This is a genomic window from Methanotorris igneus Kol 5 (assembly GCF_000214415.1).
Lineage (GTDB): Archaea > AGJL01 > Methanococci > Methanococcales > Methanococcaceae > Methanotorris > Methanotorris igneus.
The window spans coordinates 273,953-287,909 of the sequence record NC_015562.1 but is presented as its reverse complement, the minus strand read 5'-3'; the positions used below and the strand labels follow the sequence as shown (position 1 = coordinate 287,909).

Sequence of the window (13,957 nt, the reverse complement as noted above, 5' to 3'; positions counted from 1 at the left end):
GATTTTTGAGTTTTTGTATTTAGAACTTTTATACTTTTTATTACCCAAAATAAATTTTAAAGAATGTAGGTGTTCTCTTTTTAAGCCATATAGTTAAATTAGGGTTTTGTTTAGAGATTTTATCAATTTCTAAACATAATATCAATATATTTACAGATCTTCTTTTTTGGAAGTTAATAGTAATCTTTATATATCCATATTATCAAATTAATTATATTGTCTTATTATCGAGGACAAAATTACAAAATGGGGATTGATATGTCAAACGAAACTCCGGATAAAATTGATAAAAATGATAGCATGAACAACCAAAAAACAGAACAAATTAAAAAAACCATTGAAAATGTGGATAAAGCATTAATAAACAGTTTGGCAAGCCTTTTGTCAAGTGAGGTTAAGGCAAAAATATACATATACTTAAGAAAATATGGAGAAAGTACTGTTGATGAAATAGCCCATGGAACAGGAATATATCCTTCAACTGTTAGGGAAATTATATTAGAAATGTATGAAGAAGGACTTGTCAATAGAAAAAAATTAGAAAAAGAGGGATTAGGGAAAAGGCCTTATCTATATTCAGCAATTCCTCCGAGTGAAGTTGTGAAGAAATTATCAAAATCCCTCCAAAAGAAATTAAATGACGTATTTATGCTTGATAAAAAACTTAAAAAGAAAGAAATAAAGATTCCATTTTTGCCTGTAAAGATTATTATTGATGATAGCAACAAAGAACACTAAAGAAACACTAAAAAATAAAAAACAAAACCTATGAATTGGGGGATTAAAATGAAAACCATATCCTTATGTCCTATTTGTTTAAAACAAATATCTGCCGAAATAAAAGAAGAAGATGGTAAAGTTATAATAGAAAAGAAATGTCCAGAACATGGGCATTTTAAGGACATATATTGGGGAGATGCTGAATTATACAAGAAATTTAATAAATATGAGTATATCGGAAGCATAGAGGTAACTAATACAAATATTGAAAAGGGCTGTCCTTATGATTGTGGTCTCTGTCCAAACCACACATCAACAACAATCTTAGCAAATATTGATGTTACAAACAGATGCAATTTAAATTGCCCAATTTGCTTTGCCAATGCTAACCATACAAAGAAAATTTATGAACCAACCTTTGAAGAAATAAAGGAAATGATGAAACTTTTAAGAAATGAGAATCCACCATGTCCTGCTATTCAATTTGCTGGGGGGGAGCCAACAGTTAGGGATGATTTACCAGAGTTGATAAAATTAGCAAGAGAAATGGGATTTATACATATCCAGATAGCCACAAATGGGGTTAAGTTAAAAAATCTAACTTATTTAAAAACATTAAAAGAGGCGGGTTTATCAACAATTTACTTACAATTTGATGGAGTGACAGAAAAACCCTACCTAATTTCGAGAAATAGGAACCTATTACCAACAAAACTTAAAGTCATAGAAAACTGTAGAAAAATTGGGTTTAATAGCGTTGTTTTAGTCCCAACATTGGCAAAAGGAATTAATGATGACCAAGTAGGAAGCTTGATTAAATTTGCTATGGAAAACATAGATGTTGTAAGAAGTGTAAATTTCCAACCTGTATCATTCACTGGAAGGATTGACGAATCAAAAAGATTAAAGCACAGAATAACGATCCCTGATTTCATTAAGTTAGTTGAAGAACAAACAAATGGAGAAATATCTAAAGAAGATTTTTATCCAGTTCCTTTTGTAGTGCCAATATCACTGTTCGTTGATACATGGACAAATATGACAAAAGTAAAGTTAAGTTGCCATCAACACTGCGGAGCTGCTACTTATGTTTTTGTTGAGGATGGTAAGTTGATACCTATTACAAGGTTCTTTGATGTTGAAGGATTTATCGAGTTGTTAAATGAAGCTAAGGAAGACTTAATCTCATCAAAATTAGGTAAGGCGAAGGCAATATTGCATATAGCAAAAGAACTACCTAAATTAATGGATAAATCAAAAGCTCCAAAAAACTTAAAACTTATTGAACTTATAGTAGAAATCCTTAAGGGAAATTATGATGCCCTTACAAACTTCCACTACAACACATTAATGATTGGTTGTATGCACTTTATGGATCCATACAACTATGATGTAAATAGAGTTAAGAGATGCGTTATCCATTATGCTACACCAGATGGGAGGATAATTCCATTCTGTGCCTACAACACCATTCATAGAAAAGAAGTTGAAGAAAAATTCTCAATACCAATTGAAGAGTGGAAAGAAAGATTAAAAAATAGGGATGAAAATAGAGGCAATAAAAGTATAAGCGACCAATTGGTTGTTTAATTATTTTTTAATTGTTTTTATCTTTTTCTAATTTTTCTTCTAATTCTTCCTCTTTTATCCTTTCTCCAGTTATCATATAAACTACCCTATCTCCAATTGAGGCAATTATATTACCATTTCTTTCCAAATACTTTGCAACAAAGATGGTTTCTGTGGCCATTGTTATGTTCTTTGGATTTTCAATCATGTAGCTAATCATTTCCCTATAAAGTTGCTCATACAACTTATCTATCTTTTTATCTCTATTATAAACCTCTCTTGCCAATGCCTCATTTTTTGTTTTAAATGCAATTAACGCATCCCTCAACATGCTTTCAAGATAGTCAACCATTATGTTCAATATTTCATTTTCCCTTTTTATATTTAATTCAGATTTTAACACAATTTTAGCAATTTTTGATGCGTTATCTCCAACCTTTTCCAATTTTGAAATGATTTTTATAATTGTGAGTATTTCTCTCAAATCACTTGCAACTGGATGTTGTAAAGCAATTAAAGATATGCATTTTTCTTCTATGTCTATTTCCATTTTGTCGATTTCATCATCTTCTTTTCTAATTTTTTTAGCCAATTCTTTGTCATTGTCTAAAAATGCCTTTACTGCGTTAGTTGTTGCTTTGGCACATAACTCCCCCATTTTTAGAACATCTTCCTCTATTTCCTCGAGTTTTGTATAAAAAGCTTCTCTTGTCATTATCCCACATCCTTATTTTAAAATATTTTAAAATTTTGTTTTGCCACATTTAAAGTTTTCTTTTTAACCAAATTTACCGCTAATGTATTCTTCTGTTCTTTTATCTTTTGGTTCTAAGAATATTTTCTCTGTCTTATCAAACTCAACTAACTCTCCCATCATGAAAAAGGCCGTGTAATCTGAAACTCTACTTGCCTGTTGCATGTTGTGAGTTACTATAACAATGGTGTAGTCCTTTTTAAGTTCAACCATCAAATCCTCTATTTTTAATGTTGAGATTGGATCTAATGCAGAACATGGTTCATCCATCAAAATTACCTCTGGTTTAACAGCAATAGCCCTTGCAATGCAAAGCCTCTGCTGCTGTCCTCCAGAGAGTCTGAGGGCAGATTTTTTTAAATCATCTTTGACTTCATCCCACAACGCTGCTTTTTTCAGAGCCCATTCAACAATTTCATCCAACTTATCCTTATCTTTTATTCCATGAATCCTCGGACCATAGGCAACATTATCATAAATGCTCATTGGGAATGGATTGGGCTTTTGGAAGACCATCCCTACTCTCTTCCTCAATGCGACGACATCAACATCTTTATCATATATGTTCTTTCCATCTAAATAAACCTCTCCTTTTATTCTCACATTTGGAATTAAATCATTCATTCTGTTTAAGCATCTCAAAAACGTTGACTTACCACAACCACTTGGCCCAATTATTGCTGTTATTCTATTTTCATAAATAGGCATGTTAATATTTTTTAAAGCCTGTTTTTCACCATACCAAAGGCTTAAATTTTTAGATTCCATTTTTATTTTTTCCATAATTTCCCTCTTTATTTATAATTTTTAAATTTTTATATCATCTTTTAGAGCATATCTTATTGGGGTAAATATTGCTAAAAATATAAACAACATTACCAATGCTGCTCCCCAAGCTATTTTGTGATCTTCAGGAGATGGACTTTGTATTAAATCGTAAATTAATAAAGGCACAGCACCAACAGGTTCTAATGGATTGGTTGGATAGGTTTCATATAACCCTCCTGCTGTAAATAATAGGGGTGCTGTCTCTCCTGCCACTTTAGCCATACCTATTAACATGCCTGTAAGAATACCTTTTTTGGCTATTTTTGTAATTACTTTGAATATCACTTGGATTCTTGTACTACCTAAGGCATAGGCACCTTCCTTATATATTCTTGGAACTTCTGCCATAGCTTCTTCAGTATATACTGCTACATAAGGTGTAAGGATTATTGCCAATGCTATAGCTCCAGCTAGTCCAGAATAATGACCCATGGGAACAACCACTAATGCCGTTACAAAAGTACCTACAAGAATTGTCGGGAATTCTAACATTATTTGTAGTAAAACTTTTGTAACCCTGCCTATTAAACTGTTTGGAAATTCATAAACATAAGACCCGGCTAAGAATGCCAATGGTATTCCAATAATCATTGCCATTGCAGTTAGCATCAATGTCCCTACTATTGCTGGGCCTATGCCCCCTTCACTCAATGTTCCTGTTATAAAATTTATATTTCTTTCCATAACAATTGGCATTCCTTTTAAAAATATGGTATATATTATATGGAATAAGGGAAGTATTGCTACAAATGTACCAATTGTTACAATTAGCAAGAATATATTATTTTTAATTGTCCTAATGATTCTATGGAGATTAATATTATTCGCTGACATTTTCTCTCCACCTCTTCAAATAATAGATACCAATTACATTAACAACTAAACCTATAACAAATAATACTAAACCCGCAGCATAAAGTACTGAAGTCATATACTTATACAATGCAGCATTTCCATATTGATTACAAATAAGTGAAGATATTGTATAACCCGGTGCAAATAACTTATAAGTTAAGTTAAAAGAATTGCCTATTACAAGAGATACAGCCACAGTTTCACCCAATGCCCTACCAAATGCCAATACCATACTTGAAATTATTGCAGGTTTTATGAATTTAATTAATACTTTAGTAGCTTCATATTTTGTAGCTCCCAGTGCTATAAGACCTTCTTTATATATTGATGGAATCATGGCATAAGCTTCTCTTATTATGGCCGCTGCAAATGGAGTAACCATTATTCCCAAAAGTACTCCTGCTGCTAAGTAGCTATATCCCATAAGAGGAGGGTAGTTAAATAAAGGAATAAATGAGAAGTTTTCATATAAAAATTTCATAATATAATCTCTTAAAATAGGAACTAATACAACCGCTCCCCAAATACCATATATAATAGTTGGGAGACCTGCCATAATATCAGAAATTATAATTAATGGATATTTTATTTTTTTAGGAGCATAATCATTAACAAATATAGCATAACATATTGCTAAAGGCAATGCCACCAATAGGGCAATTATGGCTGAATATATACTTCCCCATATAGGGGCCGCTAATCCATAAACTTCCTTAGATGGATCTTCGGAAGCCTGCCATATATTATCGATAAATAAGTTTATTCCATATTTTGCAATTGCTGGCCAGGCATAAGTCAAATACACACCCAACATTAACACGATTATTAAAAAAACAGCAATTATTGCTGGAGCAGTAATAATTTTGAAAAAATCTATATTTCTCTCTTTTATTATTTTCATAATTTTTTTAAGACCCATATTCTCACCTATTCTTTTTAACGACAAAATCCCTTGGATTTACCAAAAACGTTTCAAATTAAATAAAAATTGCATTTTATATTGTTTTTATATACAATATGATATATTTTGAAATTAAATCTATATAAAAATTTTTTTATAAAACCAATTAACAAAAAGCAATAAATTTAAAAATAAAAATAGAAAAGAGAATTTATCATTCTTTTATTTTATTAATTGCATCAAGTCCAATTTTTGCCACATCACTTGGTAATCCTACATATCCTGGTGCTATGTGTTCAGGTTTTTGTCCTTCTGTTAATACCCATTTTAAGAATTCTTTTATAGCCTTAGCTTTTTCAGGCGAGTAATGTTTGCCATTTTTGTTTTCCCATACCAATAAGTGGGTAAATGCAACAATTGGATAGGCATTTTCATTTGGTGAGTTTAGCATTTGTTTTAAATCTTCCTTATAACCTTCAGTTGGATCAGGTATGTTGGCTTTAACTCCTGAAACTGCAGCTTTAATTGATTCATCAGTTGGAGCAACGAATTTACCTTTTTTATTCATTATTGCAGCATTTGGTAGATTATTTTCTATGGTATATGACAATTCAGTATATGCAATAGAGTATTTTGTACTTTTTAATGCATTAATAACTCCTGGGTTACCTTTAGCACCAATTCCTCTACCTAACTTCTCAACAGGCCACTGAACTGACTTACCTACTAAGTTATCTGGCAAACCGCCTGCAATATTTAAGAATGTTGAAAATATTGCTGTTGTACCACTTGCATCACTTCTATATATAACAATGATTTTTTCATGAGGTAATTTATCTGCCAATCCTGGATTTAATTTTTTAATTGCTTCATCATCCCAGTATTCTATTTTTCCTTGATATATATCTGCTATTACTTTTGGGGTTAACTTCAATTGAGCATTTCCAATTTCTGGCACATTATAAGTTACAACAACTGCTCCTACAATTTCTGGAAATTGTAATGGCTGATCTCCTGTAGATAAAAACTTTTCCCACATTTCTTTTTTAACTGGTGGATCTGTTCTTCCAATATCCGTTAATCCTTTTAAGAAAGCATCTTGTCCGTGTCCTGAACCTCCTCCTTCATATTCAATTTTTACATTTGGATTTACTTTTTGATAGTCCCTTATCCATTTCTCTATCTGAGCTTTAGGAAATGTGGCTCCGGTAGTTCTTATGATTATTGTTTTGGTAGTTTGTTGGTTATTTGTAGGTTTTTCAGTAGTTGTCTGTTGGTTATTTGTAGATTTTTCAGTAGTTGTTTGTTGGTTATTTACACACCCACAAAGGCTAACTATGGACACAACCAATAATGCACCTACCAATATACTTAGGAGTTTTTTCAAGATACCACCTACCACCTTTTAAGGATGTTTTACACTATAACCTAAATTCCCAACTACTATATAAAGTTTTCTATTTGTCAATTTATATTCATATTTTGTGAACCATATTATAAAACTAAGAAGATATTTATAAGGAAATTGATAAGGAATATGCAGAAATTTAATTTTTTATAATATCTTGTGGGGATATTATGATGGAGAAAATAGCTAAAGTGGGAGAAGTCGCAAAGAAGATAAAGGAAAAAATTGAGGGCTATGATGGACTTATAAGAGTTGTTACTCACTACGACCCAGATGGCCTAACCTCTGGAGCAATAATGGTAAAAACACTCCTTAGAATAAATAAAAAATTCCACCTAACAATTGTTGAGCATTTATCTAAGGAGGTTATAGATGAACTTGTTAGAGAAAAGCAATATAATGACGCTTTGTTTATTTTTTGTGACATGGGTAGTGGACAAATAGAGCATTTAATTGAGAATAACTTCAATGCCATTATATTAGACCACCATCAACCAAAGGTTAAAGAAGTTGAAGTTAATGGAATTTTGCAACTAAATCCACACATATTTGGTATTGATGGTGCAAGAGAGGTTTCAGCAAGCGGTATATGCTATATGGTTGCGAGAGAGTTTGGCTTTTATGATTTAAGCGTTTTAGCAATAACTGGAGCAATTGGAGACATGCAACATAAGCCATTTATTGGCCTCAATAAATTTATCTTAAATGAAGGAAGGGAGCATAGGTACCTCTCCATAATCAAAGATATAATATATAATTGCTATAATATGCCAATTTGGGAGGCAATAACCTACTCAACAAATCCCTACATAAGGGAGTTGAGTGATAAGGAAGAATGCCTAAAATTCTTGAAAAATTTAAAGATAAATCCAAGCAAAAAAGAATTAACCCATGAAGAAAAGCAGAAATTAACGAATGCATTAATTTTCTATAGAAAACCAGAGGATTTTATTGTTGATAGATATGTAATAAAGCATAAAGTCAATGATGCTTATTATTTATCTGAGCTGCTAAATGCGTGTGGAAGGAAAGGGTTAACAAGCGTTGGTATTGGTGTGGCATTGGAGGATGATGAATGCATAAAGATTGCAAAAGAAACTCACTTAAAATACAAGAAAGAACTTATAGAAGAACTAAAAAGAGTAAAACCAAAGAGAATGAAAAATATTGAGTACTTCAAAGGCAAAAAAGGAATGATTGGTATAGTGGCATCGATTCTTGTTAAGGATAAACCTGTTTTAGGTTACCATGAGGAAGGGGAAAAAGTGAAAGTTTCATCAAGGGGAAATAAAGACCTCGTCGATAGGGGATTGAATCTTGGAAAGGTCATGGAGGTTGCAAAAGAATTTGGTGGAGAAGGCGGAGGGCATGATGTTGCTGCTGGGGCTACATTACCAAAGGTGCGTTTGGAGGAGTTTTTGAAGAAAGTCGATGAGATTGTTGGAGAGCAGTTAAAACAAACTCCTAAAACCTAATTCCTTCAATTCTTCTTGAGATGTAGATATATAAGCTCTCCACGTCCTTCAAATCTCCATGGCTATATTTTATAATCTTTTTTCTTATTTCAGTATTTACCTTTATTCCCCTACTCTGTAGCTCATCTACTATGGCCCTTGCAAATTGCCGTCCTCTTTTATCAAAATCTGTCAAAAGAATAACTTCCCTAATGTTGTTTGCTATCAACTCATCCGCAATTTCAAAAATAGGCGTTCTTGAAACTGTAATAAAAATACCATCAACACCAAGATTTCTTAAAGATTTTACATCCTTCTTTCCCTCAACAATTATGGGAATTCCTCTTTCAACTTCCTCCTTCAATTCCTCAATAACCTCCATCAACTTTATTAAATATTCCATCCTACTATACATTTTGCAACCCCAAAAAATATTCTATATTTCTTAAATTTTCTATAAGTTATTTTCTATAAGTTTTTTTAAATTTATTAACCATAGTTCCCATTACATATTTAAATATTTATGAATGTTAATTAATTTATTTCATCTTTTTAAAGTTATAAAGAATAACTACGGTTATACTACCCTAAAAATGTTCACTGGAATATATACAACCTCTTTTTTATGAAATTCGTAAATATGTGGAATTCTAAAACTCCCCTGGAAGATGTGAGTTATTGTTCTCCCCTTTTCATTGACATATTTGACAACGAAGTCCTTTGTTGCAGCATTGTGAATAGTATATATGACATCCCCAATCTCCAATGCCTTATCTAAGAATATTCTATCTGCATGTCTTTTTTGAGCTCCAAATGGAGGATTTTGTACAACAACAATCTTCAAATCACCACAAATTTCTTTTATAAAATTGACATCGACATCAGCAACATCCATACAATAAAAATCAACATCTACATTAGCTTTTTTTGCATTTTCTTTAGCAACTTCAATGCTCTCTTCATCAATATCGATACCAATAACCTTTTTTGCATTTAGAAGTTTGGCCCCTATTGCCAACCTTCCAGTTCCACAACCTAAATCAACAACGGCACTACCCTCAATATCACTCTTAGCAAAAAATAAAATCTCGCTTGCCAATCTCCCCTCTATTGTATATTGCTCTAAATTTACCTTGGGTTTCGGGTGGGGTTTTAATTGGTCTAAAATTATCTCCAAATGTTTCTTTTTCATAATTATCACTCTTTGTAATTTAAAAACTAAAATTTTTTTTAAGAAAAAATAATTAAGAAAAATATTATGTTGTATCTGCTTTTAAAGACTAATGTACTTGTAGATGATGTTCCATCTCGTTAGTTGATATCCTAACAATGCCCCAATTGCTGCAGGAACTGCAAAGTCAAAGCCAAATATCTCAGTGCATAAAATTGCAGAGGCAAGAGGGACATTTGCAATGGATGCCATAGACGCTGCAATTCCAAGAATTACGAATGGTGCTATATTTTCTACCCCAATTAAGGTTCCAAATAATGCCCCTGAAACTGCCCCAACAAACATGGAAGGTATTACTAACCCCCCGGGAGTTCCAACTCCAACTGTGAATGTTGTTGCCAATATTTTTCCTAAGAGCATCAATATTAACAAAACTACTCCATATTTTACAAAGAATAAATTTGATATTACATCAATACCCAAACCCAAAACCTGAGGGACAAAATAACCAATTAATGCAACAACTAACCCCCCAATAAATGATTTAAGGCATTGAGGACATTTAAAGCTATCAAAGTAATCCCTTATTTTTCCGTAAGTGGATATGTATAAGAATGCAGTCATAGAACAGAACACCGCACATATAAAGAACATTATGAAGTCGAATGGTGTTAAACTATATGATAAATCAATATTGAAAAGATGTTTTTTTCCAGTAATTGAATAATATGTAAAGTAACCAATAATACTTGCAAAAATTGAAGGAAATAGGCTCCTATAGCTAAAGTCATGGCCATTAACGATCTCTGATGCAAATATCGCAGAACCAAGAGGAGCACAAAAAGCCCCACTTAACCCACCAGCAATACCACTAATAATAACTGCCTTCCTATACTTTAATTTTAAAACTTCATATAACACATCCGCAAATGATGCACTTGATTGAACACAAGGTCCCTCTTTTCCAGCACTACCTCCAAAACCAATAACAATTCCAGCAGCAATAATTTTTAAAAAACCAACAATAGGATTTAGTGGAATGTTGTTTTTTAATGCCTTCAAAACTCTATCAACACCAGAACCTTTTAAATTATAACAAAAATCAACCAATAAACCAGAAAATGCCAATGCAAATGGTATATATATTGGATTAAAATGCCCCTCCAAATAGGCAAAATGAACAATTATAGAAATAAATATAGCACTCAAACTACCAACGACACCAATAAGTGAAGATACATAAAGCCACTTTATGATCATTTTTAAATTAGACATATCGACTATCATTTTTTCCCTTCGTTAAATTTAATAATGTTGAACGATATTATTTATAGTTGTTTGCGTTAAATATTGGAAAAATACCTACAATAAATTTAAGAAGATTATGAGTTATTTTAAAATTTAAGACAAATACACCATTTAAGAATTTCGAAGTATATAATAAATTTTAATAAAATTCGCAAACAACTATATGTTTTGTATTTAAAAAATATTAAAAACTAAAGATATTTAAAAAATTGGGTGAAACGATGACGGTTTATTTTGATTATGCAGGTTCCCAAAATACAGAACAAACATTAAAACTTGCAGTTGAGAGGGCAAAAAAAGGAGATATAAAAAGCATTGTTGTTGCATCTTCAACAGGAGAGACCGCAAAGAAACTTTTAGAATTACTCAAAAAAGAGGGTTTAAATTTAAATGTTGTTGTAGTTACCTACCACCAAGGATTTTATGGAGACGATATAAAATCAATGGATGATAAAACAAGAGAAGAATTAGAAAAGATGGGAGCTAAAGTGTTTATGGGAACTCATGCACTAAGCGGTGTCGAAAGAGGAATCTCAAGAAAATTGGGTGGATATGGGCCTGTTGAGGTTATAGCAGAGACATTGAGAACATTTGGGCATGGTGTTAAGGTTTGTTATGAAATAGCTGTTATGGCAGCTGATGCGGGATTGGTTTCTGTAAAAGAGGACATTATTGCTATTGGTGGGAGAAGTAGAGGAGCAGATACGGCAATGGTTATAAGACCAGCAAACATGAACACTTTCTTCAATATTGAAGCAAAAGAAATCATATGTATGCCAAGAAACAAGAAAAAAATGGGAGAACTGTAAGTTATAGGATATACGGCAAAATCTATAGGATTTTGCCATTTTATTTATACATTAATGAATTTTTAAATAGTTCTTATCCTTCCTTAAAATGTACGGCAAAACCTTTTAGGTTTTGCCAAAAAATTGAAATAAGGGATAAATCTTTATGATTTTATCATATAGCATATTTCTAATTTTTAGTGCACACGACTATATTCAACTTCCCTGCAACCTAAATATTCAATATGGTGCTTTATTTTTAATAAATATTCCCCAATTTTAGGGGTCTGTCCAATATGGGTATTGGTGAGTAAATACCCATATTGGACTTGGGCGTCATCAGCCACACAAGAGTGTCTCTGCCCCTGTCGTGGACATAAAAACCTAACGGTTTTTAAGTTCTCGTCGCTTCGCTCCGAGATAACCCCGAGCTCCACCCATCTATGTTTTTATCTTTATAAAGTCCTATATAAATATATCGAAAACTCATAAACACACATATCCTCACAAATACTCACAAAAAACTAAACAATTTTGAACGGCAATCTAACTACAAAGAAATTATGGTAAATTTAGATGTATCAATTATGCACCATACTCTTATTTATCTTATTATAGAACTCTACCCTTCACTTTTTCAATGTCAAACTTTGCCGTATCTGCTATTGCCATAACTGCCAACACCCCTGCCTGAACAGGATCACTAACAACTAAATCAGCAACTTTAGGGACACTCCCAAACATCTTTAAACTAATAACTGGAATGCCCGTTTTTTTCTTTAACTCCTCAACTGCTTTTGTTATTTCACCACCCATTAATGAGCCAGCAAGCACTAAAATTGCAGCCCTTGGAAGTTTCTCAACTGCAAGAACAGCATCTCTCAAATTTTCCTCCCCTACAATCGGCATGGTATCTACGCTAATCCTCTCCCCCCTTATGTTATGCCTATCTGCCTCACTTATAGCCCCCTGTGCAACTTGTGCAACTTGTGCTCCTCCACCAATAATTATAACTCTCTTCCCATAAATTCTTTTTAGCGTTTTATGAACTTCAACACTTTTAACAAAACTACATTCTCTTATCTTTTTTAAAAGCCCCTCTTCATCACTTATTCCTTCAATTTCCATGTATATTAGCCCAATGTTGTCATCCTTTATGAATTGTTGCGTATAAGTTATATTGCCATTAAACTCCAAAATAATGCCAGTTAGTTTGTGCAACACCCCTATCTTATTTTCAGCCATTATTGTTAACCCAATTTCCATGATTTTCCCTCAAATAAAAAGTTATTTTTAATAAAAAATATTTCTATTTAGTATCCAATAGTTGGTGTATATATCCCCATCTTTCTTGCTAATTCCAAGAGCCTTTTAATTCTCTCCTCTGTTGGTGGGTGGGTTGAGAATAATTTTGCTATTGCTTCCCCTTTAAATGGATTTACAATAAACATATGCGCAGTTGATGGACTTCCCTTCTCCATTGGATATACTGCAACGCCTTTCTCTAATTTTGCTAAGGCATTTGCTAAGTATATTGGATTGGATAATCTTCCTCCTTCTTCATCAGCGTAAAATTCCCTCTGTCTTGATATAGCCAACTGTATAAGAGTTGCTGCTATTGGAGCGAGTATCATGAATGCCAATGTTGCTATTAATGAAAGTGGACTTTCTTCCTCTTCATCCCTTCCAAATCCAAATAAAAGACTCCATTGAAGCCAATCTGCAATATACATAATTGCTCCTGCAATGGTGGCGACAATAGAACTTATCAAAATATCTCTATGTACAATATGCCCAATTTCATGAGCTATAACTCCCTCCAACTCTTCGGGGGTTAAGAGGTTCAATATTCCAGTAGTGACTGCAACAACTGCATTTTTTGGACTTCTTCCGGTTGCAAATGCGTTTGGTGTTGGTGTCTCTATTATGGCAACTCTTGGTTTTGGAATCCCTGCCTTTATTGCAATTTTTTCAACCATCCTATGCAATTGTGGCATCTCATGCTCATCGACAATCCTTGCATTATAGCTCCACAATACAAACTTATCACAAAAGAAGTATGCAATCAAGTTAGGAACCAGTGCAATGATTATAGCAAATACTGGAGGAATATGTAATAAATAGCAGATTCCATACAACATCCCAGTTAATACTGCAAGTAAAATTATGGTTTTTACATTTTCTAAGAACATATTCTCCAC

The 13,957-nt window shown here is 32.6% G+C and carries 15 protein-coding genes; 4 read left to right on the top strand and 11 right to left on the bottom strand.

The genetic code is table 11. The features are described from left to right. Positions 1–300: 300 nt before the first annotated feature. Together METIG_RS01390 and tes are read left to right on the top strand one after the other, a co-directional pair. Complete coding sequence (locus METIG_RS01390) at positions 301–738, top strand: helix-turn-helix domain-containing protein (protein ID WP_083809504.1); 438 nt, start codon at positions 301–303, stop codon at positions 736–738. 42 nt (positions 739–780) lie between these two features. Further along, positions 781–2,310, top strand: coding sequence for a tetraether lipid synthase Tes (tes, locus tag METIG_RS01385; protein ID WP_245527631.1), 1,530 nt, complete (start codon positions 781–783; stop codon positions 2,308–2,310). A gap of 7 nt (positions 2,311–2,317) precedes the next feature. Here tes and phoU read toward each other — a convergent pair whose 3' ends face one another. From phoU to pstS, 5 genes are all read right to left on the bottom strand, one after another. After that, positions 2,318–3,004 carry a phosphate signaling complex protein PhoU gene (phoU, locus tag METIG_RS01380; RefSeq protein ID WP_013798448.1) on the bottom strand — a complete coding sequence of 229 codons (687 nt, stop codon included), beginning with the start codon at positions 3,002–3,004 and terminating at the stop codon, positions 2,318–2,320. Positions 3,005–3,067: 63 nt separating this feature from the next. Continuing rightward, on the bottom strand, positions 3,068–3,826 hold the full coding sequence (gene pstB / locus METIG_RS01375) for a phosphate ABC transporter ATP-binding protein PstB (protein ID WP_013798447.1): 759 nt from the start codon (positions 3,824–3,826) through the stop codon (positions 3,068–3,070). Between the two features lie 24 nt (positions 3,827–3,850). Then, positions 3,851–4,705: a phosphate ABC transporter permease PstA gene (gene pstA / locus METIG_RS01370; protein WP_013798446.1), complete on the bottom strand. Its 855-nt coding sequence runs from the start codon at positions 4,703–4,705 to the stop codon at positions 3,851–3,853. Continuing rightward, entirely contained in the window at positions 4,692–5,645 is a 954-nt protein-coding gene (pstC, locus tag METIG_RS01365; protein ID WP_013798445.1) for a phosphate ABC transporter permease subunit PstC, read from the bottom strand. Before pstC ends, pstA begins: the two co-directional genes overlap by 14 nt. Positions 5,646–5,841: 196 nt before the next feature. Next, positions 5,842–7,014, bottom strand: a complete 1,173-nt coding sequence (gene pstS, locus METIG_RS01360) for a phosphate ABC transporter substrate-binding protein PstS (RefSeq protein WP_013798444.1) — start codon at positions 7,012–7,014, stop codon at positions 5,842–5,844. A 194-nt stretch (positions 7,015–7,208) separates the two neighbouring features. On the opposite strand from pstS, the gene METIG_RS01355 reads away from it, so the two are divergent. Beyond that, positions 7,209–8,510, top strand: coding sequence for a single-stranded-DNA-specific exonuclease RecJ (locus METIG_RS01355; RefSeq protein ID WP_013798443.1), 1,302 nt, complete (start codon positions 7,209–7,211; stop codon positions 8,508–8,510). Here METIG_RS01355 and METIG_RS01350 read toward each other — a convergent pair. From METIG_RS01350 to METIG_RS01340, 3 genes are all read right to left on the bottom strand, one after another. Further along, the gene (locus METIG_RS01350) at positions 8,500–8,904 is read right to left on the bottom strand and encodes a toprim domain-containing protein (RefSeq protein WP_013798442.1); all 405 of its coding nucleotides are present in this window, start codon (positions 8,902–8,904) and stop codon (positions 8,500–8,502) included. The two genes, METIG_RS01355 and METIG_RS01350, sit on opposite strands and share 11 nt — an antisense overlap. Before the next feature lie 162 nt (positions 8,905–9,066). Next, complete coding sequence (locus tag METIG_RS01345; protein ID WP_013798441.1) at positions 9,067–9,681, bottom strand: METTL5 family protein; 615 nt, start codon at positions 9,679–9,681, stop codon at positions 9,067–9,069. Positions 9,682–9,762: 81 nt separating this feature from the next. Next, the gene (locus tag METIG_RS01340; RefSeq protein ID WP_013798440.1) at positions 9,763–10,947 is read right to left on the bottom strand and encodes a chloride channel protein; all 1,185 of its coding nucleotides are present in this window, start codon (positions 10,945–10,947) and stop codon (positions 9,763–9,765) included. Positions 10,948–11,189: 242 nt separating this feature from the next. On the opposite strand from METIG_RS01340, the gene METIG_RS01335 reads away from it, so the two are divergent. Further along, complete coding sequence (locus METIG_RS01335) at positions 11,190–11,777, top strand: pyruvate kinase alpha/beta domain-containing protein (protein WP_013798439.1); 588 nt, start codon at positions 11,190–11,192, stop codon at positions 11,775–11,777. Between the two features lie 176 nt (positions 11,778–11,953). On the opposite strand, the gene METIG_RS09170 is transcribed toward METIG_RS01335, so the two are convergent. From METIG_RS09170 to METIG_RS01325, 3 genes are all read right to left on the bottom strand, one after another. Further along, complete coding sequence (locus METIG_RS09170; RefSeq protein WP_013798438.1) at positions 11,954–12,193, bottom strand: hypothetical protein; 240 nt, start codon at positions 12,191–12,193, stop codon at positions 11,954–11,956. 175 nt (positions 12,194–12,368) lie between these two features. Further along, complete coding sequence (locus METIG_RS01330; RefSeq protein ID WP_013798437.1) at positions 12,369–13,022, bottom strand: DUF5612 domain-containing protein; 654 nt, start codon at positions 13,020–13,022, stop codon at positions 12,369–12,371. A gap of 47 nt (positions 13,023–13,069) precedes the next feature. Continuing rightward, positions 13,070–13,948, bottom strand: coding sequence for a zinc metalloprotease HtpX (locus tag METIG_RS01325; protein WP_013798436.1), 879 nt, complete (start codon positions 13,946–13,948; stop codon positions 13,070–13,072). Between the last annotated feature and the right edge of the window lie 9 nt (positions 13,949–13,957).

Coding starts and splice junctions, on each gene's coding strand:
- METIG_RS01390 (WP_083809504.1), top strand. CDS start 301: ATGAACAACCAAAAAACAGAACAAATTAAAAAAACCATTGAAAATGTG.
- phoU (WP_013798448.1), bottom strand. CDS start 3,004: ATGACAAGAGAAGCTTTTTATACAAAACTCGAGGAAATAGAGGAAGAT.
- pstB (WP_013798447.1), bottom strand. CDS start 3,826: ATGGAAAAAATAAAAATGGAATCTAAAAATTTAAGCCTTTGGTATGGT.
- pstA (WP_013798446.1), bottom strand. CDS start 4,705: ATGTCAGCGAATAATATTAATCTCCATAGAATCATTAGGACAATTAAA.
- pstC (WP_013798445.1), bottom strand. CDS start 5,645: ATGGGTCTTAAAAAAATTATGAAAATAATAAAAGAGAGAAATATAGAT.
- METIG_RS01355 (WP_013798443.1), top strand. CDS start 7,209: ATGGAGAAAATAGCTAAAGTGGGAGAAGTCGCAAAGAAGATAAAGGAA.
- METIG_RS01350 (WP_013798442.1), bottom strand. CDS start 8,904: ATGTATAGTAGGATGGAATATTTAATAAAGTTGATGGAGGTTATTGAG.
- METIG_RS01345 (WP_013798441.1), bottom strand. CDS start 9,681: ATGAAAAAGAAACATTTGGAGATAATTTTAGACCAATTAAAACCCCAC.
- METIG_RS01340 (WP_013798440.1), bottom strand. CDS start 10,947: ATGATAGTCGATATGTCTAATTTAAAAATGATCATAAAGTGGCTTTAT.
- METIG_RS01335 (WP_013798439.1), top strand. CDS start 11,190: ATGACGGTTTATTTTGATTATGCAGGTTCCCAAAATACAGAACAAACA.
- METIG_RS01330 (WP_013798437.1), bottom strand. CDS start 13,022: ATGGAAATTGGGTTAACAATAATGGCTGAAAATAAGATAGGGGTGTTG.
- METIG_RS01325 (WP_013798436.1), bottom strand. CDS start 13,948: ATGTTCTTAGAAAATGTAAAAACCATAATTTTACTTGCAGTATTAACT.